This window comes from Micromonospora sp. NPDC050200 (genome assembly GCF_040656135.1).
GTDB lineage: Bacteria > Actinomycetota > Actinomycetes > Mycobacteriales > Micromonosporaceae > Micromonospora.
The window spans coordinates 1-22,974 of sequence record NZ_JBFALG010000082.1; the positions used below are offsets into that span (position 1 = coordinate 1).

Below are 22,974 nucleotides of genomic sequence, written 5' to 3' on the forward strand. Positions count from 1 at the left end.
CGATGCGGGGAAACTCGCACGTCCGGTTCGGGGAGAAGTCGCGCGGAAACGATCCCAAGAGGACACCGCGCCGCGCGGCTTACTCCACGCCGACCCTGTACACCCAGCTCAAGGCCCTGCCCTGGGCGCAGGTCCCGATCGGGGATCAGACCCGCGAGACCGGCCACGGCCGCAAGGAGACCCGCACGGTCAAGGCCGTCACCGTGGCCACCCCGGGCGGGCTCGGTTTCCCCCACGCGCAGCAGGCCATCCGGATCACCCGGACCCGCACGATCAAGGGAAAGACCACCCGCGAGACGGCGTACCTGACCGTGTCCCTGCCCGCCGAGCAGGCCCAACCCGCCGACCTCGGCACCTGGGCACGCTCAGAATGGCATATCGAGAATCGCCTGCACTACGTCCGAGATGTCACGCTACGTGAAGATGCCCACCAGGCTCGGACCGGCAACGGACCCGCCGTCTTCGCCACCCTCCGTAACACCTCGATCGGCTACCACCGCAGCAACGGCGAAACCAACATCGCCCGCGCCACCAGACGCGCCAACCGTCGGCCCACCGACCTGATCGACGCTGTGACCAGGAGCAACCCGACTACGCAATAGCCCTGGGGGGCGTTCGCGGTTCAGCGCAGGCAGGGCCGGCTACCGAGCCAGGACGACCTCGATCGTGGCGAAGCATCCGATCACCGCGGCCGCGCCGCCCAGAATGGCGTGCGGTAACCAGTCGCGCGGCCGTTCGGGTGCCTGCAGCATGGGATGCGTTGAGGTTCCATGTGGCTGGTGCGGGCCGGGTGTTGTTGACCGGCCATCCTGGCATGGCCGAAAGGCCTTGTCTGAGCGGCATTTTGGGGCTTCACGGATCGTCGAACCTAGAGTCGTTTTCTCGACAAGGCCACTTTGTAACGGCTACGGCGTTCCTACGATGCAAGCGGCGAACGAACGTCTCGGGAGTTGTAGTCGCCACTTCTTCCGAGCCGGCCCCTCGTCGCCCCGGCTCGGCGGAATCCCCGCTCTTGGCGCGAGCTCGGCAAGGTGAGCGGACAGGAGGGCACCATGGGCGGCCCAGCAGCCAGCATCACCCCGGAAGGCGCAACGAACAACTCGTTCCTCGGCTTCGGCTTCAACGTCTTCGGCACCACAAACCTCGCCACCAGCACCACGCTCTCCCTCGTCAGAACCACCCTGGTCGCCCCGGATGACAACGTCGTGACCAGCCCCGTCGAGGAGAAGCCCCAGTTCCACAGCTACACGTTCGACTCCCGCGACGAGGTCACCGAGCACTTGGCCGCGTCCGCGCAGCTCAGCTACTCCGGAGTCGTGTTCTCCGGTGAGTTCTCCGCCAAGTACCAAAGCGACACCAGCAGCGACACCCAACAGTCCTACGGCATGTACGAAGCGAGCCGTCCGCTGTCGCTGTCGCGCCTGTCCGACCTGGGCGTCAACCAGCAGTCATCCACCTTCTTTTCCTCCAACGACGTGACGAATCTGCCTGACACGTTCTCCGCCGATACCGCCGAACAGTTTTTCCGCATCTTCCGCCGCTTCGGCACTCACATGGTTACCGAAGTCACGCTAGGTGGAAGGCTCACCGCATACACCACGTCGTACCTCTCCTCGTCCATGGACTCCAAGACAGCCGCGATGAACATGTCGATGGAGTACGACGCCCTGTTCTCCTCCGGATCGGCCCAAGCCCAGGCTGAATGGTCCAAACTCACCCAGTCTTGGACCAACCAACGCGCCATCTCCTTCGAGATCGCCGGAGGAGACCCGTCCCCGCTTGCTGGCTTCACGCCGATCTACAACGCGTCCGCGGGCAACCTGGTCTCCAACTGGTTGTCGTCGGTACCTGCCGCCCCGGCCGTCGTCTCGTACGCCCTGTCGCCGCTGTCGATCCTGTTCGACGGACCCACCGCCGACGCAGTAGACACGGCGATCGCGGCCTACCTCGGCGCCCTCATCCGCGTCGAAGCTTGGGCTTCCACCTACCCCCGCTCCGGACCTCTCATCACCCAGCGCTCCTCATGCATGGTGACGCTGCCGGGGCAACTGCCCCAGTTCGAGCCGCCTTGGGCTCCTCCGGGACCGTCGTCGGACAGCCGCGTGGGCGCCACCGCCGGCACCACCCTCACCGGCAGCAGCGGGACATCCACGCAGGCCGCCACCGCGTCGGGCTTCATCACCGAACAGACCGCCGAGCGGGCCGCCGACACACTCATCTCCCCCATCGACGACGGCGTCCAGGTCCCCTTTAGCGAGCCGAACTGGTTGTGGGTCGCCCTGCTAGACCCTGACGCCCCAGACTTCGCCAAGGCTGCCCTGAACAAGTTGTACTACCTCAACAGCAGCACCCTGTTCGACACCTCGAAACAGATCGACGCGGACGTGACCACGGCGCGGGCCACCATTCACAGTCCTCTCGTCACCATCTGCGGCGTGCTCGCGAACACCCAGGCCGCAATCTCGGGCCCCGCGCCACTCGAGATGCCCCCGACGCTGCGTGAGCTGGTCAACGAGTGCGGGTTCGACCTCCAGGCCGCACTCACCCCGACCCAGCAGGTCATCGCGCTCGTCGGTGCCGCGGGCTCGACCTCCCCGGCGATCGTGACCGCCACACCTGTGAGCGAACTGCAGGCCACCGTCCCCACGGTGGCGGTCGGCCAGTACCTCGACCGCCGGCTCACCATGGTCGACGGGACCGGTAACACGCTTTCGCCGGTCACGTCATGACCCTCAACGTCCTGACCTGGAACAGTCAGGGAGACAGGGTCGACACGATGTGGCGGACCCTGACGCAGATGGGCAACCCAACCGTGCGCATTCCGCCCCCCGGACCGAACGTCATCCCCGGGCTGACACAGCAGGGAGCCACCCCGCAGGACGATCTGCTGATCTTCGTGTGTGAGGCCGGCACGCCGCCTTGGATCAACTCGCGGGCCAACGTTGCGTGGGGCCACCAGTACACGTTCCAGTACGGAAAGGCGCACCAGACCGCCTGGTTCAACACCAGCCCAGCATCGGACGGCATAGCCGCCGCCGTGGACAGTTGGACCGCGCGCCGCCGGGTCGCGGACGCCTTGTGGGTTCCATGGCAGAGGTGTGTCAACGCCGACGCAGCCCTGAGGTGCTCCCTGGCGCTGTACTGGTTCCCTGGTTCACAATCCACGCTGTGGTGCGGACTGGGAAGCCGTTCGTTCACCGACTATGGGGATGGGCGGCCCCTGCTGACCGCGACGCTGCGCGGCTCCTTCGGGTCAGCTGACATTCTCTTCGCTCACCTGCCGGCAAACCCGTACTCGGCATCTGCCGCCCTGGCGAGTGTAGGATCGCAGGCCGGCCAGGTGCTCGCAGAAGGACAGCCCGTGATGGTGGCGGGCGACCTGAACATCGACGCATCCAACCTGAGCCCGTCGGCGGTCCCATCGGGTTGGATTGCCGTCACGCCCGGCGTTCCCACGCAGGGGACGCCGCTGCGCTCCGACGGCGGTCAACTCGACTGGGGCATGACCAGAGGGCTCAACGTGGGGCAACCCACCGTGATGTGGACCTACAACGGATCGCAGCAGCAGGGTGTCCTGTCCGGGCCGTCAGATCACTCGATGCTCCGGTACGTACTCTGACTCATAGCTCCGGCTCATCTTGTACCGTGCCAGAACTGGTCGCACATGTTGTGAGCTGGGATTTCTCGGACCGGGCTGATGATCGCCAATATGGTCGTACGGCTGCTGTACTTGGGGATGATCCGCCTGTTCAGCGGACTTGGGCTACTGATCCCCGGCGACAGAGCACTGAAGGCCGAGGTCCTCGCGCTACGCCATGAGGTGGCGGTGCTGCGCCGGCAGGTCCCTGGTCGGCCGCGCCTGTCCTGGCCGGACCGGGCGATCCTGTCCGCCTTGGCCCACCTGCTACCCCGCGGGATGCGGGCGCATCGCATCGTCACCCCGACGACGTTGCTGGCTTGGCACCGACGGCTGGTACGACGCCACTGGACCTACCCGAACAAGCCAGGCCGGCCACCGGTCAGCGACGAAATCCGGGACCTGGTGCTACGGCTGGCCCGCGAAAACCCGCGATGGGGCCACCGCAGAATCCAAGGCGAACTACAGCTGCTGGGCCACCGGATCGGGGCAGGCACGATCCGACGAATCCTGGCCCGCCGTCGTGTCGGCCCGCGGCCCCGCCAGCAGGACACCAGCTGGCGAACGTTCCTGCATAACCAGGCCACCGGCCTGCTGGCCATCGACTTCTTCCACCTCGACACGATCCTGCCGCGCCGCCTGTACCTGCTGGTGGTAATGGAGGTCGCCACCCGGCGGGTCCACCTGCTCGGCGTCACCGCCCACCCCACCGGGCAATGGGTGACCCAACAGGCCCGCAACCTTCTCGTGACCCTGGGCGAGCGGGCCAGCAGGTTCCGGTTCCTCATCCGCGACCGCTACGGCAAATACACCACCGCCTTCGAGCACGTCTTCGCCGCCGAAGGCATGACGGTGATCAAGACTCCGCCCCGCACCCCGCGGGCGAACTGCTTCATTGAACGCTGGGGCCGCAGCCTGCGCGAGGAGTGCACCGACCACCTGCTCATCTACAACGAGCGGCACGTCCTGGCCGTGGTCGGCGAGTACGTGGACCACTTCAACGACCACCGGCCACACCAAGGGCGGCAGCAGTTGCCACCCAAAACCATGACCCGGCCGTCGTGACCCCCATGAACATGCCCGTGCGGCGCCGACGACGACTCGCTGGGGTGATCAACGAGTACCACCGGGCAGCCTGACGCGATCTTCGGAATCCCAGCGGCGTTGAGCGAGTTTTGGCACGGTACAGCCTCGAAAGCCGGTTTCACGGCACGTCGCCCACCATGACTCCAAGATCGGCGGATGGGCGTCGACCTGGTCGATCTCGGCCTGCTGTCCAACATTCATGAGATCTGGACCGCGTCGGGCCACACCTACGGCGCGGACCGGGTGTACCGCAACTACGCCGCGACGGCATCCACGTCGGCCGCAACGTGTCGAGCGGTTGATGGCCGGCCAGGGCTGGCAGGGCGCGTTCCTGCGGCGTGGCTGGCGCGGCGGCTCAACCCGCCAGGACCCGAGCGACGCCGCCGCCGCATCTGGTCAACCGGCAGTTCACCGCGACCGGCCCGAACCGGCTGTGGGTCGCCGACGCGCCCCGAGTCCCGTGAGACGAAGGTGTTCTGGTTCGCTGCGGTCCGAGTCGATTGGCGCGGCCAGCATCGGGGCGACAGGCTGGCGTAGCACAGGCCCACCCGGTGACATCTCCCACCGTCAGGCCGGGCTCACCCCTCCAGTCCCATCCGCCCGGACCGCGGGCGCCACTCATACGCGTCCCTCCCCCGCCATCGTCGGGCAGAGGGATCAGGCCCCGGGGGAAGATCAGGAACAACGAATGCAGGGGGACCTTTGGCAGTACGAGTCGAAGGTCACCCTGGTCGACGGCGTGGAGCTCGGGTCGAGTGGGCGTCGGTGCTGCCGTTGGGCGGCCTCGTCAGTCGGCTACGCTGCGGCGGGTTCCTCGCGGAGGATGCGCTGGGAGACGAGCTTTTGCTGGCTCCGTCAGCCGCTCGGCGGCGGGCTACCTCGACGTCTTACCGCAGGTCAGCGGCGATCCGGTCGGCGTCGGCGGTCAGGGCGTCGTAGCCGTCGGCGGTGAGCTTGCCGTCGCGTCGCAGGTCGCTGAGCTTGTCGCGCAGCTTCTTGAGCTGGTCCTCGGCCTGGTCTGGGTCGCCCTCGGCGATCTCCTTCGCGATCGCGTCCACCTTGGTGTGCAGGTCCTTTGCGGCATCCGGGTTCAACCGGCCGGCTTCCACCTGCTCCTGGATCGACTGGCGCATGCTGGCGATCGGGTCAGCGGGTGGAGTGGGGCTCGGCCTGCGGGAGGTGGCCCGCGGGCTCGGCGTCGGGCTGGCCGGGTTGCGGGTGGCGGACGCGACGGTGCGCAGCGTCGGCGTGGCGGGCACGACGGTGAGCGGCACGGCCGGCACGCGGGGCGCCACGGCGGTGGTGGCCGATGCCGGCGGCGTGGTCGGCCCCGCGATCGGGGTGTGGTCGTCGCGGTTGAGCAGTGTGACGCCGGTCAGGGCGAGCAGCGCGACGCCGAGCAGGGCCGCCATCAGCAGCGCCTCGCGCCGATGCCGTGCCGTGCCCGGCCTGGGCGGACGAGCTGTCACCGGCGTGGACCGTCCCGGCCGGCCTGGGTCCGCTGGCGTGACCGGCACGAGGGGAACCGGCGTGCCGGCCCGGGGGAGCAGGGCTGCGAGGCGGTCCCGGACTTCGGCCGTGTCTGGCGGCCGGTCGGCGGGATCTTTGGCGAGCAGTTCGGCGGCCAGGGCGTCCACCTCGGCGGGTACGTCGGGCCGGCGCTCGCGCAGCGGCGGGGGTGGCTGGTTGACGTGCTGATGCAGCACGCTGAGCGGCTCGCCGGTGAACGGCGGATGGCCGGCGAGCATGGCGTAGAGGGTGCAGCCCAGCCCGTACAGGTCGGTGCGGTGGTCCACCGGCTGGCCGAGGGCCTGCTCGGGAGACATGTACGAGCTGGTGCCGAGCTTGGTCGCCGGCTCGGTGAGGGTGTTTTCCCCCTCTGCCCAAGGGAGGCGGGCGATGCCGAAGTCGCAGATTTTCACCGTGCCGGTGGCGGTGACGATCAGGTTGCCTGGTTTCACGTCACGGTGCACCACCCCGGCCGCGTGCGCGGCGGCGATCCCGTCGCAGGTCTGCACGGCGATCGACAACGCCTGCAGGACGGTGAGCGGGCCGTCGGCGATCAGTGCGGACACGGTCCGCCCCTCCACCAGTTCCATGATCAGGTAGGAGTCGTTCTCCTCGGTGCCGAAGTCGTAGACAGCGACGATGTGCGGATGGGTTAGCCCGGCCGCCGCACGGGCCTCGCGGTCGAAGCGTTCCGCGGCCATCGGCTCCTTCAGGCCGGCTGCGGCGAGCACCTTGATCGCCACCGGGCGGTCCAGGCGCAGGTCGCGGCCGCGCCACACCTCACCCATGCCGCCGCTGCCCAGTAGCTCCTCGCACTGGTAGCGGCCATTCAGCAGACGTGTCAGCACGGGCCTCACTGCTCCAACCCTGCGCGCCGCTACACGGGGGGCGGTGACGCGACGGCCGGCATCGGGGTCATCGGACGAATCGTCAGGAGTTCCTCATGGTGGACGGTCCCCCAAGTTGGTCAACGCGCCATCGGCACAGAGGAAACGACCGACCGGCGCCGGCTACGCGCTGCTCCGGCGGGCCGCCGAAGCCGTCGCCGTCCGCGTCCCGCTCAACAAGGTCATGACCGCAGCCGCCTCCGACGGCGAACCCGGCGTACCCACCGTCCTCCGCGTGACCGCAGAATCCGCGCTGAGAAGTCGGTGCGCCGGTTCTAACTGTCGGAGTCGGGCTCGACGAGCAAGGGCAGGATCCCGGTCATCGAGAGCACGCGCCGGACATGGCCGGTGGGATTGACCAGGGCGAGGCTGACGCCCCTGTCGGTGGCACGACCGTGGGCGTTGATGAACGTGTTCAGCACGGTGGAGTCGATGAAGCTGACCCGCGCCAGGTCGACCTGGACGCGGGGCGCGCGGGCAATCGCGGCCTGCAGGACGTCCCCCAGCGGGCTGGCTGCGGCGATGTCGAGTTCGCCGAACAGCGTCACGACGGCGGTCCCGTCGCTCACCGTCGTCTCCGACTGCCACGTCTGTTCCATGCCGCACCTCACGCGGTCCCGCTCGACTGTCCGCCGGGGAGGCGTGCGGTGACGGTGGCTGTCGTCCCGTGCGGCCCGCTGTCGATGACCAGGCTGTCAGTGAGCTGCTGGGCCAGCCACAGGCCCCGGTGGCCTGGGGTTCCGGGGCCCGGCAGCGTGATCGGAACATCCTCTGTTCCGGGGCCTTGGTCGATGACCTGGCAGGACACGGATGCGGCGTCGCGCAGCAGGCGGAGTCGTCCGCTGCCGCCACCGTGGCGCACGACATTGGTAACCAGCTCGTGCACGGCCAAGACGAAGTCCTCCAACGGGTCACCAGCGAGGCCGGCCGCGCCGGAGGCCGCGGCGACGGCGTGCCGCAGCCGCGTCACCGCGACCTCAGTGATCGAAACCGACAGTAGCGTCACCGCGCCCCGGACCTCGTTCGGATCGCCCCCACCGGCCTCGACGTGGCCACGCCAGCTCACGTGGGCACGGTACAGGGGGTGGATGACCACCGCATGCGTTGGGACGTCGGGTGGGGCGGCTTCATGGCCTGGCCGCGGCTTGCCTCAATCGCGTGCCCGCCCTGCAGGTGCCGCGAGTCCTGCCTAGTATGTTCCCCGGATGCGTCGGTGACCGTTTTGAGAGGTCGGGGTGCGCGGCCACCCATCCGGAGCGGTATGCCCCTCAACCCCCGGGGTTCCCGTACGGCGCTCAGGAAGGCCCCGTTCCCCCCAGAACGGGGCCTTCCGCGCGATGAGCAGGTCGCCAGCACCAGGCACCCGGGCAGCTCGGGTCGAGCAAACAGTTGTCAGACCTGGCAACTTGATCCAAGCAACGCGCGGCCGACAGCGGGGGGTCTGTTGTCTGTTCGCCGGATGGCTGGGTGGACATTTGGCTGATGGTGAGTAAGGTCAGCTAGCTGTCCGCACCTGTTCGTTCAGAGGAGGCCGGCGACCGTGGCCGAGAGATCGACCGCTCGCCCCGCCGATGGGGCTGCCCAAGACGACGACCCAAGTGAAATTGACAGCTGGATCGCTCACCTGTCGCGGCCGGCAGCAAGCGACTCCGACACGTACGACGAGTGGCCGGAGGCCGCCGCGCCGCAGTGGCGCGAGGACGTGCCGGACCTGGACGAGGAGTCGTACCAGCCCGAGGACACAAATCAGGAGCACGAAGCGCTTCACGCAAGACACCGGGTGGACCAGCAGTACGAGGAATACGAGCAGCACGACGGGGCCTACGGCCAGCACGACTACGCGTACCGGGGTTCCGACCCGGTGGCCGACCTCGCACCGGCGGGTTACGAGCCCGACCAGACCTACCGGGGCGACGAGCACGAGCAAGCATCCTGGGAGGAACGGCGGGCCCAGGCGCCGTACGGACCGATCGATGCCGGTCCGGTGCTCGAGGACGCGCATGTCGGGCTGCAGGAGAGCTACGTCGTACCGGAGGTGGGCTACGCCCACGAGGAGCATTACCCGCACGACGATGACGCCGGCCTCAACGAGTACCGCTACGGAGGGTCCGCCCCGCAGTACCCCGAGGCGATCGAAGAGGCTCCGACCCGAGTGCTGCACAAACTGGAGCTTGATGCCGGCCCCCGGCCGGCCGGTCGGCGGCGCTGGCTGATCGCGGTCGGCGGACTCGCGGTGGGGGCGCTGGTCTGCACTCTGGCGTTTACCTGGGAGTCGGACCGACCGCCGGAAGGCGCGCTGCCGCTGGTGACAGCCACCATCCCGCCGGACGCGTCTGAGGAGCCGATTGCCCTCCCGGAGATGCCGACGGAGACGCCGAGTTCCGCGACCCCGCACAGCTCCTCCGCCACGCCCAGGACCACACCGAAGGACACCCGTTCGCCTAGCGCCGCCCCGTCGGTCACCCGCCCCGCCGCGCCGCCCCCGACACCCGCCGCGGCCACGCCGGCGCAAACCCGAAGCGCGAGTCCGCTCCTGCTCGGGCCATCGAGCAACGACGGGGTCGCGAACATGGTCCAGGGATACTGCGATCGGCACGCCGCCGGGAGCTCCGCGGAGCCCCGCAACGACGGCAGTTGGCAATGTACGAGGCTTCTCTCTGCGTCCACCGTCGACATGAACGTCGCCTGCCGCGACACGTACGGTTCGGACACCTACGCACGAACATCGGATCCTGGCGATCCATACGCCTGGCGGTGCTACCGCTGACCACCGGTGCCACGCCGAGTAGGTTTCCGGCCTGATCGAACATCCGTACGTCTGCCCTCGTGGAGTGGCGAAGGCGCTGGCACATCACGATCCGCTGGGACCGGGCCGAAAACTTGCCCACCGGCGTGACCCTCGTCGAGCGCGTCGTCGACTCCCCCGCCGAGCTGCGCCGCCTGGTCGAGGCCGCCCGCGCCGACCCGCACGTGGTCGCCTTTCCCTACTCCCGGGTACGTCAGCTGGTCGGCGACGAGCCGGAGCGCTGCAGAACCGGGCACAGCTTCGTCGGCGGGTCGGCGACCCGGCCGGTGCGCGATTGGTGGCCGTTCTCGCGGCGGGCACCTGGTCCTTCGCTGCCGCATCTGCCCGGACGTCCGGCTACCTGATCGTCGGCGCCCACATCATGGCCCTGCCCGTCGAGCCCTCGCTTGCGAGGCGGCGAGAGCGGCCGCCCGTGCTACTTCCTCTTCGAGCTCCCGTGCGGGCTCTGGCAAGATGCCCGGCATGCCTGCCACGCCTAGGGCTCCTTGGGGCTCCTTGGTCGCCCACTTCTTCACACTTGAGTCAAGTTTTGCGGCGGCATAGCCTGACCATGCCCGCTCCACATCGGCACACATGTACTCTGACCAGCCACTTTGGGGTGGCACGGCCGGTCGCCTCGGTGGCCGGACATCGGCGCAGCGGGTGGCGGCGGCCGGCCAAGATCGGGCCGCAGGTCCCTGCGTGAGCTTGGCCGAGAGTCGGCCTGCAGCCGTATTTGCCCAGCTCAGCCGCATGCTCGGCGGTCCGAGGCGGCGCCTCACTGGTACTCCAACGTCACTTGGCTTCGGCGTTGGGCGTGGCGCGGGCATGAGGACGGCCACCGCGTTGATCATCGATGGTTTGTGAGGACAACCGAAGATCGTGCGGTGGCCGCGGGCCACAGCGTAGACCCCGCCGGCTGGCGGGTCATCCTCGACGAGGCGGTGACGCGAGTCGCTGACCGGTTCGTGCGGGCGGAGCCACGCCGGACCGCGGGGCAGTTTGTGGAGGGGCTGCTGTCGGGTGTGGAACGTAAGACCTGCTGGTCCCTCGCGGAGCGGGCGGGTCACGCTGATCCGCAGGCGATGCAGCGGCTGCTGCGTACGGCGGTGTGGGACGCCGACGCCGTCCGCGATGACGTCCGGGCCTGGCTGATCGAGCAGCTCGGACACCCCGACGCTGTGCTGGTCACCGACGAGACGGGCTGCCTGAAGAAGGGCGGGTGCTCGGTCGGAGTGCAGCGGCAGTACACCGGCACTGCAGGCCGTGTCGAGAACAGCCAGGTCGGGGTGTTCCTGGCCTACGTGTCACCGGCGGGCCGGGCGCTGATCGACCGCCGGCTCTACCTACCCGAGACGTGTACCGTGCCAAAACTCGTTCAACGGCCTTGACCTGGGAGTCCGAAGATCGCGTCAGGCTGCCCGGTGGTACTCGTTGATGACACCATTGAGTCGTTGTCGGCGCCGTACGGGCATGTCCATCGGGATCACGACGGCCGGGTCATGGTTGGGCGGCCGCTGCTGTTGCCCTTGGTGTGGCCGGTGGTCGTTGAAGTGCTCCACGTACTCAGCGACCACGGCCAGGGCGTGGCGCTCGTTGTAGATCAAAATGTGGTCGGTGCACTCCTCGCGCAGGCTGCGGCCCCAGCGTTCGATGAAACAGTTCGCCCTTGGGGCGCGAGGTGGTGCCTTGATCACCGTGATGCCTTCGGCGGCAAAGACGTGATCGAAGGCGGCGGGGTACTTGCTATCGCGGTCGCGGATGAGAAACCGGAACCGGTTGGCACACTCGCCGAGGTCCATGAGGAGGTTGCGGGCCTGCTGGACCACCCATTGCCCGGTGGGGTGCGCGGTGATGCCGAGTAGGTGGACCCGTCGGGTGGCCACCTCCATGACCACCAGCGCGTACAGGCGCCGCAGCAGGATCGTGTCGAGGTGGAAGAAGTCGATGGCCAGCAAACCAGTGGCCTGGTTACGCAGGAATGTTCGCCAGTTGGTGTCCTGCTGGCGGGGCGGCGGGCCGACCCGCTGGTGGGCCAGGATGCGCCGTATGGTGCCGGCCCCGATGCGGTGACCGAGCCGCTGTAGTTCGCCTTGGATTCTGCGGTGGCCCCATCGCGGATTGTCGTCGGCCAGCCGCAGCACCAGGTCTCGGATCTCGTCGCTGATCGGCGGCCGGCCGGGTCGGTTCGGGTAGGTCCAGTGGCGTCGTACCAGCCGGCGGTGCCAGTTCAGCAACGTGGCCGGGGTGACGATCCGATGTGCTCGTATCCGGCCGGGCAGCAGGCGGGCCAGGGCGGACAGGAACGCCCGGTCCGGCCAGGACAGCTGCGGCCGGCCGCGGACCTGCCGGCGCAGTACCGCCACCTCATGCCGCAGCGCGAGGACCTCGACCAGCAGCAGTCTGTCGCCGCGGATCAGCAACCCCAAACCGCTGAACAGGCGGATCATCCCCAAGTACAGCAACCGCACGACCATATCGGCGATCATCCGCCTGAGCAACGAATTCCCAGCTCACAGGGTGTGCGACGGGTTCTGGCACCCTACAGGGCGCGGGAAGATGCCGAATGCTCAATGGCTGTACGGCCCCCCTTTACAGGCATGCCCTTCGATGGACATGATCGTCGGAGATGGTTGCCGTCCACCCCAAAGCAGGAGGCCCGCCATGTCGACCACCCCAACTGCTCCCCGCTTCCCCCGGCTCAAGCGGCGCGCCGCCGCGGTCGCTGTCGCTGCGCTCGCGGGGGCCTGCCTGGCCGCCGTGAACGCGCAGCCAGCTGCCGCCACGCCTCCGGGTATCCCGTCGAAGGCGACGGCGCAGTCGCAGCTCAACGCGCTGAGTGTGGCCTCTGAGGGGTCGATGACCGGCTATTCGCGGGACCTGTTCCCGCACTGGATCACCATCAGCGGCACCTGCAACACCCGCGAGCAGGTCCTCAAGCGCGACGGCACCTCCGTCGTGGTCGACAGCTCCTGCGCGGCCACCTCCGGCCGCTGGTACAGCCCCTACGACGGGGCGACCTGGTACGCGGCCTCGGACGTCGACATCGACCACGTCGTGCCCCTGGCCGAGGCGTGGCGTTCCGGCGCCAGTTCGTGGACGACCAGCCGGCGGCAGAGCTTCGCCAACGACCTGACCCGCCCCCAGCTGATCGCGGTCACCGACAACGTCAACCAGGCCAAGGGCGACCAGGACCCCTCGACCTGGCAGCCGCCGCTGTCGTCGTACCGGTGCACCTACAGCAAGATGTGGATCACCGTGAAGTACAGCTGGGGTCTGACCCTGCAGTCCTCGGAGAAGTCCGCGCTGCAGAGCATGCTCAACACCTGCGCCTCCTGACCACCGCACGCCCGCCCGGCCGGCAGCCGCGCCCATTGCGCGGCCCGCCGGTCGGGCGGCGTGCCGTCAGCGGGGCGGGGACGATGCGTCGCCGGCCCGCTGACGGCACGTACCTCCGGCGTCGGCCGCGAGGAGGCGTTCGACCATTGGCGCGGGCCTCGGCTTCGGTGTCGTACTCCCACCGCAGCACCCGACCGATCTCGCTGTCTCCGGTGCGGGCGATGACCTTCCACCGGGTCTCTCGGGGGTGAGCCATACGCCGCGGCGGGCCAGGCGTCCCCAGATGCTGTTCCACCAGCGCCCCGCCACGTCTTCCACGACGGGCATCGTGCAAGCGTTCGAAGTGCGGGTGTCAGGTGAGGCGGTGGTTGAGGGCGGTGTGGCGGCGGCCGGCGCCGACGGTGCGGACGGCGGCGGCGAGGGCGCGGCGGGAGCCGACGAGGACGACGAGTTGTTTGGCGCGGGTGACGGCGGTGTAGAGCAGGTTGCGTTGCAGCATCATCCACGCGCTGGTGGTCAGGGGGATGACGACGGCGGGGTATTCGGAGCCTTGGGAGCGGTGGATGGTCATGGCGTAGGCGTGGGCGAGTTCGTCGAGTTCGTCGAAGTCGTAGTCGATGCTTTCGTCCTCGTCGGTGCGCACGGTGAGGGTCTGCTCGTCGGGGGTGAGGGCGGTGACGATGCCGAGGGTGCCGTTGAAGACGCCGGCTTGGCCCTTGTCGTAGTTGTTGCGGATCTGGGTGACCTTGTCGCCGATGCGGAACACCCGCCCGCCCATGCGCCGCTCGGGCTGGCCCTCGCGGTGCGGGGTGAGGTGCTGCTGCAGCAGGGTGTTCAGGGCGGCGGCGCCGGCGGGGCCGCGGTGCATGGGGGTGAGGACCTGCACGTCCCGCCGCGGATCCAGGCCGAAGCGCGCTGGTATGCGGGTGCAGGTGACGTCGACGGTCAGGGCGGCGGTGGCGTCGGTGTCGTCGCAGGCGAACAGAAAAAAGTCCGGCAGGCCCTGCAGGAGGGGTGGTTTGCCGGCGTTGATGCGGTGGGCGTTGGTGACGACCCCGGACTGGGCGGCCTGGCGGAAGATCTGCGTCAGCCGCACCCGCGGAACAGCGGGGGCGGCGAGCAGGTCGCGCAGCACCTCGCCCGCGCCGACCGACGGGAGTTGGTCGACGTCGCCGACCAGGAGCAGGTGCGCGCCGGGCGGGACGGCTTTGACGAGCTTGTTGGCCAGGATCAGGTCGAGCATGGAGGCCTCGTCGACGACGAGCAGGTCGACGTCGAGGGGGTTGTCCCGGTCGTAGGAGGCGTCCCCGCCGGGTCGCAGCTGCAGCAGCCGGTGCACTGTGGCGGCGGGATGGCCGGTGAGCTCGGACAGGCGTTTGGCGGCACGGCCGGTCGGGGCGACGAGGGTGACCTTGGCTTTCTTGGCGGCGGCGAGTTCGACGATCGAGCGGACGGTGAAGCTCTTGCCGCACCCCGGTCCACCGGTCAGGACCGCGACCTTCGAGGTGAGGGCGAGGCGGACCGCCTGCTCTTGTTCGGGGGCCAGGTCCGCGCCGGTGCGCGCCTTCAGCCACGCGAGGGCTTTGGCCCAGTCGACGTTGGTGAAGTGGGGCAGCCGGTCGGCCCGGTCGTTGAGTAGGCGGAGCAGGGAGGAGGCGAGGGACTGTTCGGCGCGGTGGAACGGCACTAGGTACACCGCCTGCACCGGTTCACCATCGCCGCCGGGCAGCGTCTCGGAGACGACGCCCTCGTCGGCGACCAAGGTGTCGAGGCAGCCGGTGACGAGGTCGTCGGGCACGTCGAGGATCTTCGTGGCGTCGGCGACCAGCTGCTGTACGGGCAGGTAGCAGTGGCCTGAGTCGGTGGCCTCGGACAGGGTGTACTGCAGGCCGGCCATCACCCGCTGGGGGCTGTCGTGCGGGATGCCCACGGATTGGGCGATGGTGTCGGCGGTCTTGAACCCGATGCCCCACACATCCGCGGCCAGCCGGTACGGCTCCTTCGTGACGACGTTGATCGACGCGTCGCCGTACTGCTTGAAGATCCGCACCGCCAGGGAGGTCGACACCCCGACGCCTTGCAGGAAGACCATCACCTCCTTGATGGCCTTCTGCTCCTCCCACGCCGCGGTGATCTTCGCCGTGCGTTTCGGCCCCAGCCCGGGCACCTCGACCAGCCGGGAGGGTTCCTCCTCGATCACCCGCAGGGTGTCCAAGCCGAAGTGGGCCACGATCCGTTCGGCGAACACTGGTCCGATGCCCTTGACCAGGCCGGAGCCGAGGTAGCGCTGGATGCCTTGGATCGTGGCCGGCAGGACGGTGGTGTAGGAGTCGACCTCGAACTGCCGGCCGTACTTCGGATGCGACGACCACCGCCCCGACAGCCGCAGGCTCTCCCCAGGCTGCGCACCCAACAACGCCCCCACCACAGTCAGCAGGTCGCTGCTGCGGTCGGTGGCGACGCGGGCGACGGTGTAGCCGGTCTCCTCGTTGATGTAGGTCAGCCGCTCGAGCACCGCGTCCAGGGTGGCAAGAGACGGGCGGGCTGGCGCGATCACGCCTCACATCGTGCCGCCTACCCGCGCGGCCCAGACAGGCACCCAACGGCCCGCACCCCACCAACGCACCGATCTTGCAGCCGGGCCTGAAACTCGAGGCGGTCACGGAGGACGACGCGGCGCGTCGGGCCAAGGCATACCCGACCCTGCGGACCCCAGTCGTCGAAGGCGAACGCGTGTGTGGATGCGCGTAGACCCCATCTGGAGTCTACGCATGTTCGTAGGCGTGTCTCGCATGGCGCTCTGTTGGCTGATACTGCCTTCGCTGGTATCGGCCTGCACATCGCTCCCCTGGGTGTCAGGCAGGTGCCGCCCCCAGCCGTACCGCCGAGGCGTATGCGTCGACGAGGCCGGTGCCCTTGTCGACTGCGGTGGTGTATGGCCCGATGGTCTGGTAGGCCGCGCCGTCCGTGAACTTGTACGCCGTGGCCTTGAGCGCGTCCTCGACCTGGGCCGGGGTCGCGTTCGGTGCGACCTGGAACAGTTGGGTGACGATGCCCACGACATGCGGGGTTGCCATCGAGGTACCGCTGATCGTGTTGAACGTGCCGAGGTCCAGCGGCCCGGGGCCGTTGTGCGGGTCCAGACCGGTCGAGCAGATCGGCAGGTATGGCCGGCAGGCCGAGGTGATGTTTGATCCGGGTGCCGAGACGTCCGGGTAGGTCTCTGGGTGCCCCGCCGCCCCGCGGCTGGAGAACGTCGACACGCTACCGTCGCGGGTGCCGGTGCCGTGATCGTCGTAGGAGCCGACCATGATGATTCCCGGAGTGGGGTCCTGACCCGGAGGGTTGGTGGCATTGTTGTCCGGGCCGTCGTTGCCGGCCGCCCAGACGGTGACGACACCCTCGGCGGCCAGCGCCCGTTGCAACTTGGTGGTCGCCGAGTTCGGATCGAACGCCCCACCGCCACTGGGGCCGTACGAGTTGTTGCTCACCTTGATCGGTGGGCAGCCCGCGCACGGATTCAGGTGATGCTCGAGCACCCAGTTCAGCGCGCTGTCCGCACCGAAGATGCTCAGTCCCGCGCCGACCGACAGGCTGATCAGCGTGGCGTCAGGGGCAGCGCCGTGCAGCCGGGTGCCGTCGGTGAGCGTCGTGTCCCGCCCGGCGACGATCCCGGCGACGTGCGTGCCGTGCCCGCCGGCCGACAGTGTGTCGGTGTCGTTGGCCGCGGTCAGGTCGAGGAAGCACGAGTCGTTGGGGAGTGGGAGCGGCAGACCCAGATCGGTGAGCGGGCCGCAGATGTTCTTCAGATTGAGCTTCACTGCGCTGGTACCGTCCGCGTTGCGGAAGAACGGGTGCGTGCCGTCCACGCCCGTGTCGATGATCGCCGCCGACACACCGCGGCCGTCGACCGGCCGTCCCTGCCCGTCGCGCAGCTCAGCGCGCGCCTGCTCGCCTCGGGTAGCGACGTTCGAGGTCGACAGGTATGGGCGCAGCGGCTGGTCGCCTTCGACGTACGTGACACCGGCATGACCGCGAACGGCCGCGATCTGCTCGGCGGTGCCGCGCGCAACCGCGACGCCGATCTTGTTCCAGGTTGTGATGAGTTTGAGGCCGGTGTCGGCGGCCGCCTGCCGGGCGGCGTCGATGCTCGTACCGTGCACAAACACCGGGATCGTGCCGGAGGCTGTCGTCAGCGTCCGCGCCAGGGCACTGGATATCGGGGCGAGTGGGTTGCTCGCCTGCGCCGGCGTGACCGGCGCGACGAGCGCGGCGGCAAGGACGCCGGCGATCAGGAGAGGGGTAGTTCGAGGCAAGAGGGGCCTCCTCTGGGAGGGTGTGTGACGCCTATCTATGGCCTATATCGGCGGTCACCAAACTTTCGCAACAAAGGTCCGGCCAGCCGGGCACCGAGTCGGCTGTGGGTGTGGTCGGTGGCCCGGGCCGCCTCGACCAGGCTGGCGCGCAGGTGGGCGTTGCCGTGGCGAGTCTTGCCCCGGCGGCTCTTGCCGGCGGATTCGTGGTTGCCGGGGGACCAGCCCGACCCAGGATGCCAGGCGCGCTGGGGCCGGGAACCGCGACATGTCCGTACCGATCTCACCGATGATCGCCCCGGCGCTCGCCGACGCCGGGGGATGCTCATCAACCCGCTGGCAGGCGTCAGCGAAGGAGGCCTGGCTTCCAGAGCGATCCGAAATGTAGCCAGGCAGTACACCTCCACCGAGGTCCGCCGCTGCCTGTGCAGGCACCGGCTACGGGCTTCGATGGGTTGTACTGGATCTTGCTTCGACAACGCGGCCGCGGAAAGCTTCTTCGCCACCTTGCAAGCCGAGGTCGGCGCCAAGGTCCGCCCACCCGAGCAGCCGCTCGCCAAGCCGTTTTCGCCTACCTGGCCTACTACAACACCAGCCGCCTACGTCCACCCCCGGGGGTCGTCCCCGCACGCGCGGGGGTCTTCCGCGCGCGCCGGACATCGTGACCACGCATTGGCTGTCGACCCTCGCGTGCACACAGCCGGTTTGATGCCGGTCCTCCCCGTTGACGATGGTGTCTGTGAGTGATTCATGGGTGACGTGAGGGTGATCCTCATGTTTGACTGGGGTCTATGCGACCGGGGGAGGCGCGGGTAGCGATCGACTGTGGGAGTGCCAGCACGACCGCGGTGGTGGCGTGGCCGGACGGTAGGTGGTCTCCGCTGCTGTTCGACGGTGAACCGGCACTGTCCAGCGCGGTGTTTCTGGCCGCCGACGGGGATGTGCTGACGGGGCAGGGGGCCTGGCAGGCGGCGGTTGGAGAGCCGGAGCGGTTCATCCCGGCGCCGAGGCGGTCGCCGGAGCAGACGCTGACGGTCGGCGGCGTGGGCGTCGACGCGTTGGATCTGATCGTGGCGACGCTGCGTCGCGTGGCCGGCGAGGCGCAGCACGCGGTGGGTGGTCCGCTGGATGATGTGCGGTTGGTGGTGCCGGCAGGGTGGGGGCCTCGGCGGCGGACCTGGTTGAGGCAGGCCGCGCATCGGGCTGGTCTGCCGCAGCCGCGTCTGGTGGAAGCTCCGGTGGCGGTGGCCGGTCATCTGCTGGCTACGGGTGTGCAGCTTCCGGTGGGCTCGTTCCTCGTGGTCTGCGACGTCGGGGCGGGGGCGGAGGTCACGGTTCTGCGGCGCGGCCCGGCCGGGTTCGAGGTGCTGTCGACCCTCGCCGACCCCACCGCCGGTGGTGACGCCATCGACCACGCGCTGACGAGCACGCTGGCCGACGCCGGCCCTGGTTCGCCTGGCGGGCAGGGGCAGTGGTGGGCGTTGACCGCCAGTGTGCGGGCGGGCAAGCACGCTCTGGCCGATCATGCGGCGGTGACCGTGCCGCTGCCGGCCGGGCCGGCGGTGGTGTGGAACGGGGTACTCCTCGAACAGGCGGCACAACCTGTCCTCGAACGGGTCGCCGCGCTGACCGTGGAAGCGATCGCCGCGGCGGAGGTCGACTCCGCCAGCATCATCGGGGTCTACTGCGTGGGCGGCGTGGCGCGGATGCCCCTGCTGGAGAAGACCCTGACCGAGGTGACGGGCGTCGATCCTGTCGTGGTCGCTGATCCTGGCCTGGCTGCGGTGCGTGGGGCGGCGGACGCCGGCGCGGCCGAGGCCACGGGCGGTGTGCCGGTCGAGGAGGTGTCGCCGGTTCCGCCGGTGCGGCGGGCGGTCGCGATCGCGATACCCGGTTTCGCGTCCCTGGCTCTGGTGGCGCAGTTCCTCCTCACCCCCGAGTGGATGGGCGGGATCCTCGGTGTGATTCCCCCGACGGCGTTGCTGAACTGGGGTGAGCTGGCGATGGCGGCGGTGTTCGCGATGATCGCCAGTTTGGGCGCGGGCACGGTCATCGCCTCCGCGATCGCCGCCCGCGACCCGGCCGGGCCGACGGCGCCGGGCGTGCAGACGGCCACGGGGATTCTCGCCTCGGTGTCGCTGGGTAGCGCGATCATCGGCATGTACGCGGTGGTCGGCAGCGTCTACATCGGCACCGCGGTGGGCCCGTTCCTGCGGTGGGCGCTACTTCCGGTCGCACCCATTGTCGCGGTGGCTGCGGTGTTGGCGTTGGTCGCGGCCCGCCAGTGGCGGGTACCGCGCGGCGGCTGGTCGCAGCTGCTGGCCTTCCCGACCGGGTCGGTGGTGACCGCGACCGCCGGGATGCTGTGCATCCAGTACTCCATGACCGCCGACCGGTGGCCGAACATGATCCTGTTCATCGACGTCACCGGCCGGGTCGGTGGCGCCCTGCTCGGCATCGGCACGATCATGGCCGTGGTGCGGCAGCCGGTCCTGCGGCTGATCCTGGGCGCACCCATGGCGGTCATCACCGCCGCCCTGGTCGGCCCCGGCGCGTCCGGGATCCTCGGGGTCATCTACGCGATCGCGGTCACCGCGTGGTGGATCCGCCAGCTGTGGACGCGGATCCTACGCCCCGACCGACAACCCCACACATGACCGGGCACACCGTGCGACCACGCGCTCGACCGTCGTCGGCAGGGCGGGGGTGGGGCAGGTGAGGTGGCCGCGGCGAGTGGCGTCGCTGGTGGCGCTGCTCCTGCTCCTGGCCGTCCCACCACTGGTCCTGGTGACCGTCGTCGGCTGGCCGATGCACGGGCGGCCGGACCTGCAGCAGGTGCGCGCGTGGGTCACGCAGCCACTGACCGAACAGACGATGACCGCCGCGTTCACGGTCCTGGCCTGGCTGATCTGGCTTCTCGTCGCCTACACGGCCACCGTCAGCGCCGCCAGACGCGTCCGCTCCGGCGCGCGCTGGCTGCGACGGATGCCCCTGCCCACCCCGCTGCAGGCCACGGCTACGGGCATGGCCGGTGCCGCGGTCTTCGGCGCCAGCACTCACACCGCCGCCACCGGGCCCGCCGAACCCGCTGTCGCCGTCGCCGCCGCAACCCTCGACACCGACGTCACCGATGACGGCACCACCAGCCGCACGACCGTCGGCGTTGACGCGGTGGAGGGGGTCACTGTTGCGGGTGGGTGGCTGCCGCGGGACGCCGCCGAGCAGGTCGTCGCCGCGTCCGCGCTGATATGGCTTCGCCGCCGCCGCGGCTACCAGCCCCGTCAAGCTGTCACCGAGCACGGTGACGATCCGGACCTGGGGCCCCTGCCCGCCACCGCGACCGCCGTCCACGCGGCTCTCGTCACCCACCCGTCCGCGCCTGCCCCGCCTGCCTCACGCCGCCAAGACCACGACCACGATCACACCCTGCTGCCGGCGGGGTTGGCCGGTGTCGCACCGGCGGGCGTCGCGTTCACCGGTCCTGGCGCGCTGCACGCCGCCCGGGGGCTCCTGGTGACCGCCCTCCTGGCGTGCCTGCGGCAGTCACGGCCAGCGGTGGCCGTGCTCATCACCGACAGCGCTCTCACCACGCTCCTCGGCGCTGCCGCCGCCACCGCCGTCCGGGCCGCCGCCGTCCCCGGGCTGGTCGTGACGGGCAGCGCGGACGACGCCGTCGTCCTCATCGAAACCGCAACCCCCGACCGTGGCGCCGCGCCTCACCGGCACCAGCGCGACCCGCTCCACCCTGATGACCGCCCGCCGCTGGTGCTGATCACCGAGGTCCCGTCATCGCCGATCCGCCTGGCGGCGCAGCTTGGGACCGGTCGGGTCAGCGCCGTGGTCCTCGGCGCGTGGCCCCTCGGCGCCACCTGGCACGTCGACGCCGACGGCCGCAGCCACGACGTACGCCGCCCGCGTGAGACCGGGCCCCGGCTGTGCGTCCTCGACCCGGCCGCGACCACCGACCTGCTCACCGTCATCACCCACACGCCACCGGCGTCGGCGGCGCCACCCGCGCACAAGCAGGCCCCGCCTCACGCCGTTATTCCCCACCCGCGGACGCCCGACCCTGTGGCCGCCGCCAGCGCGGCTCCCCCGGTCCACGCCGCCGATGCCCGCCGGCCGGTTCACCTGCAGGTGCTCGGCACGTGCCTGCTTCGTGTCGACGGCGTTCCGGTCCCGATCCGGCGCACCGCCGCCCTGCAAGCCCTCGTGCTCCTCGCCGTGCACCGTCACGGCGCCAGCGCCCGGCAGCTGACCGAGGCCCTGTGGCCAGGACTGTCCGCCTACTCGGTCGCCGGCCGCCTGTACACCACACTCAGTGACCTGCGCACCGCTATCCGCCGAGTGTGCGACCTGGCCATCATCGACCACACCGGCGAGGGCTACCGGCTGCACCCCGGGCACGTCGACACCGACCTGTGGCGGCTGCACGCCGCCGCCCACCACGCCGCCACCGCCCTCACCGACGCCTGCGCCGGCTGGCAGGCCGTCATCGACGGCTACACCGGCGACCTCGCCGCCGGCCACACCTGGCCCTGGGTGCAGCAGCCCCGAGAAGCCACCCGACGGCTCGCGATCGACGCCTACGCCGCCGCCGCGTCGGCCCAACCCGAACCCCGAGCCGCCCTGGCCCTGCTGCAGGGCGGCATCCGTGTCGACCCCTACAACGAGGAACTGCACCACCGGGCCGTCGACGCTCTCACCGCCCTCGGTGACCACACCGGCGCGGCGGACCTACGGCACACCTACACCCGTCGCCTCACCCTCGCGGGCCTGCCACCGGCCCCGCGCCTGGCCACGACGGTCGTCTCCGGCACCCCCTCGACGGGGGGCTGACCGCCGCGCAGGAACTGCCTCGACCGACCACACCGCGCGGGTGGCCCGGCGCGAGCCTGCGGCGGGCCCTGCCGTCCGCTGCCTCTTCAGCTCGCTGACCAGCGTGTGTGAGGTCGTGTAAGGCCGTGTGAGGTGCTGTCAGGTCCCACCGTGGCCCGGCGTCGGCTGTCCGGCCATAGCGTCGGACCCGGCGCCACACCACGACTGACGCCCCACCCGCCGCCCCCACACCGACACAGGACGTGCGACGGGCAGGCGCAGGGCGATCACGAGAAGGAAGGAGGTCACGGTGAGACCCAGACGCCTCCTCATCGCCGCGGCGGCCACGTCCGCGAGCATCATCGCCGCCGCGGTCACCGCCGCCGTCCGCGTCGGAGTGGCACCCGCACCGCGCCTGCCCACACAGGCCGAGGCCCGTGAGTTGATCCAGCAGCCGTTGACCACCGGTTTCATCACCGCCGCCGCGCAGCTCGGCGGCGCTGTTCTCGCCGCGCTGCTGCTCACCACCTGCCTCGCCCACCTGTACCGGCGCTGCGCCCAATCCCTGCGGTGGCTGCCCGCTGTGCGGCTGCCCGGCCC

Annotated in this window: 17 protein-coding genes and 2 pseudogenes; 12 read left to right on the plus strand and 7 right to left on the minus strand. The window is 69.8% G+C overall.

The annotated features are described in order from the left end of the window. The 5 genes from AB0I41_RS31570 to AB0I41_RS31590 all read left to right on the plus strand — a co-directional run. A partial coding sequence (locus AB0I41_RS31570) for an ISAs1 family transposase (RefSeq protein ID WP_357114333.1) occupies positions 1-602 on the plus strand: 602 nt, incomplete at its 5' end. 429 nt (positions 603-1,031) lie between these two features. Next, complete coding sequence (locus AB0I41_RS31575) at positions 1,032-2,729, plus strand: MAC/perforin domain-containing protein (protein WP_357114335.1); 1,698 nt, start codon at positions 1,032-1,034, stop codon at positions 2,727-2,729. Then, positions 2,726-3,619, plus strand: a complete 894-nt coding sequence (locus tag AB0I41_RS31580; protein ID WP_357114337.1) for a hypothetical protein — start codon at positions 2,726-2,728, stop codon at positions 3,617-3,619. The genes AB0I41_RS31575 and AB0I41_RS31580 overlap by 4 nt, the downstream gene beginning before the upstream one ends. 78 nt (positions 3,620-3,697) lie before the next feature. Next, entirely contained in the window at positions 3,698-4,702 is a 1,005-nt protein-coding gene (locus AB0I41_RS31585; RefSeq protein WP_357114339.1) for an integrase core domain-containing protein, read from the plus strand. 177 nt (positions 4,703-4,879) lie between these two features. Then, positions 4,880-5,260 (plus strand): hypothetical protein, encoded by a 381-nt coding sequence (locus tag AB0I41_RS31590; protein WP_357114341.1) that lies wholly within the window; start codon positions 4,880-4,882, stop codon positions 5,258-5,260. 350 nt (positions 5,261-5,610) lie between these two features. Here the strand turns inward: AB0I41_RS31590 and AB0I41_RS31595 are convergent, their stop codons facing one another. From AB0I41_RS31595 to AB0I41_RS31605, 3 genes are all read right to left on the minus strand, one after another. After that, positions 5,611-7,080 (minus strand): protein kinase, encoded by a 1,470-nt coding sequence (locus AB0I41_RS31595; RefSeq protein WP_357114343.1) that lies wholly within the window; start codon positions 7,078-7,080, stop codon positions 5,611-5,613. A 314-nt stretch (positions 7,081-7,394) separates the two neighbouring features. Further along, positions 7,395-7,718 (minus strand): STAS domain-containing protein, encoded by a 324-nt coding sequence (locus AB0I41_RS31600; RefSeq protein ID WP_357114346.1) that lies wholly within the window; start codon positions 7,716-7,718, stop codon positions 7,395-7,397. Positions 7,719-7,726: 8 nt separating this feature from the next. After that, the gene (locus AB0I41_RS31605; RefSeq protein ID WP_357114348.1) at positions 7,727-8,185 is read right to left on the minus strand and encodes an ATP-binding protein; all 459 of its coding nucleotides are present in this window, start codon (positions 8,183-8,185) and stop codon (positions 7,727-7,729) included. A 474-nt stretch (positions 8,186-8,659) separates the two neighbouring features. On the opposite strand from AB0I41_RS31605, the gene AB0I41_RS31610 reads away from it, so the two are divergent. The 3 genes and pseudogenes from AB0I41_RS31610 to AB0I41_RS31620 all read left to right on the plus strand — a co-directional run. Next, positions 8,660-9,886, plus strand: a complete 1,227-nt coding sequence (locus tag AB0I41_RS31610; protein WP_357114350.1) for a hypothetical protein — start codon at positions 8,660-8,662, stop codon at positions 9,884-9,886. A 59-nt stretch (positions 9,887-9,945) separates the two neighbouring features. Next, on the plus strand, positions 9,946-10,269 hold the full coding sequence (locus AB0I41_RS31615) for a hypothetical protein (RefSeq protein WP_357114352.1): 324 nt from the start codon (positions 9,946-9,948) through the stop codon (positions 10,267-10,269). A 579-nt stretch (positions 10,270-10,848) separates the two neighbouring features. Then, positions 10,849-11,268 (plus strand): annotated as a pseudogene (locus AB0I41_RS31620) (transposase); the annotation flags it as partial. Between the two features lie 48 nt (positions 11,269-11,316). Here AB0I41_RS31620 and AB0I41_RS31625 read toward each other — a convergent pair. Beyond that, entirely contained in the window at positions 11,317-12,369 is a 1,053-nt protein-coding gene (locus tag AB0I41_RS31625) for an integrase core domain-containing protein (RefSeq protein ID WP_357114354.1), read from the minus strand. A gap of 199 nt (positions 12,370-12,568) precedes the next feature. On the opposite strand from AB0I41_RS31625, the gene AB0I41_RS31630 reads away from it, so the two are divergent. Continuing rightward, entirely contained in the window at positions 12,569-13,243 is a 675-nt protein-coding gene (locus AB0I41_RS31630; protein ID WP_357114356.1) for an HNH endonuclease family protein, read from the plus strand. A gap of 352 nt (positions 13,244-13,595) precedes the next feature. Here the strand turns inward: AB0I41_RS31630 and AB0I41_RS31635 are convergent, their stop codons facing one another. The 3 genes and pseudogenes from AB0I41_RS31635 to AB0I41_RS31645 form a co-directional block, all read right to left on the minus strand. After that, positions 13,596-15,800, minus strand: coding sequence for an ATP-dependent RecD-like DNA helicase (locus AB0I41_RS31635; RefSeq protein WP_357114358.1), 2,205 nt, complete (start codon positions 15,798-15,800; stop codon positions 13,596-13,598). A 298-nt stretch (positions 15,801-16,098) separates the two neighbouring features. Next, on the minus strand, positions 16,099-17,559 hold the full coding sequence (locus AB0I41_RS31640; RefSeq protein ID WP_357114360.1) for a S8 family serine peptidase: 1,461 nt from the start codon (positions 17,557-17,559) through the stop codon (positions 16,099-16,101). A gap of 125 nt (positions 17,560-17,684) precedes the next feature. Continuing rightward, positions 17,685-17,862, minus strand: a pseudogene (locus AB0I41_RS31645) (IS110 family transposase); the annotation flags it as partial. Positions 17,863-18,407: 545 nt separating this feature from the next. Here AB0I41_RS31645 and AB0I41_RS31650 point away from each other — a divergent pair. The 3 genes from AB0I41_RS31650 to AB0I41_RS31660 all read left to right on the plus strand — a co-directional run. After that, a complete protein-coding gene (locus AB0I41_RS31650; RefSeq protein ID WP_357114362.1) occupies positions 18,408-20,213 on the plus strand; it encodes an Hsp70 family protein in 1,806 nt (601 codons plus the stop codon). Between the two features lie 76 nt (positions 20,214-20,289). Further along, a complete protein-coding gene (locus AB0I41_RS31655; RefSeq protein WP_357114364.1) occupies positions 20,290-22,395 on the plus strand; it encodes a BTAD domain-containing putative transcriptional regulator in 2,106 nt (701 codons plus the stop codon). A gap of 289 nt (positions 22,396-22,684) precedes the next feature. Next, positions 22,685-22,974 (plus strand): hypothetical protein (locus tag AB0I41_RS31660; RefSeq protein WP_357114366.1); only part of this gene is annotated, 290 nt, incomplete at its 3' end.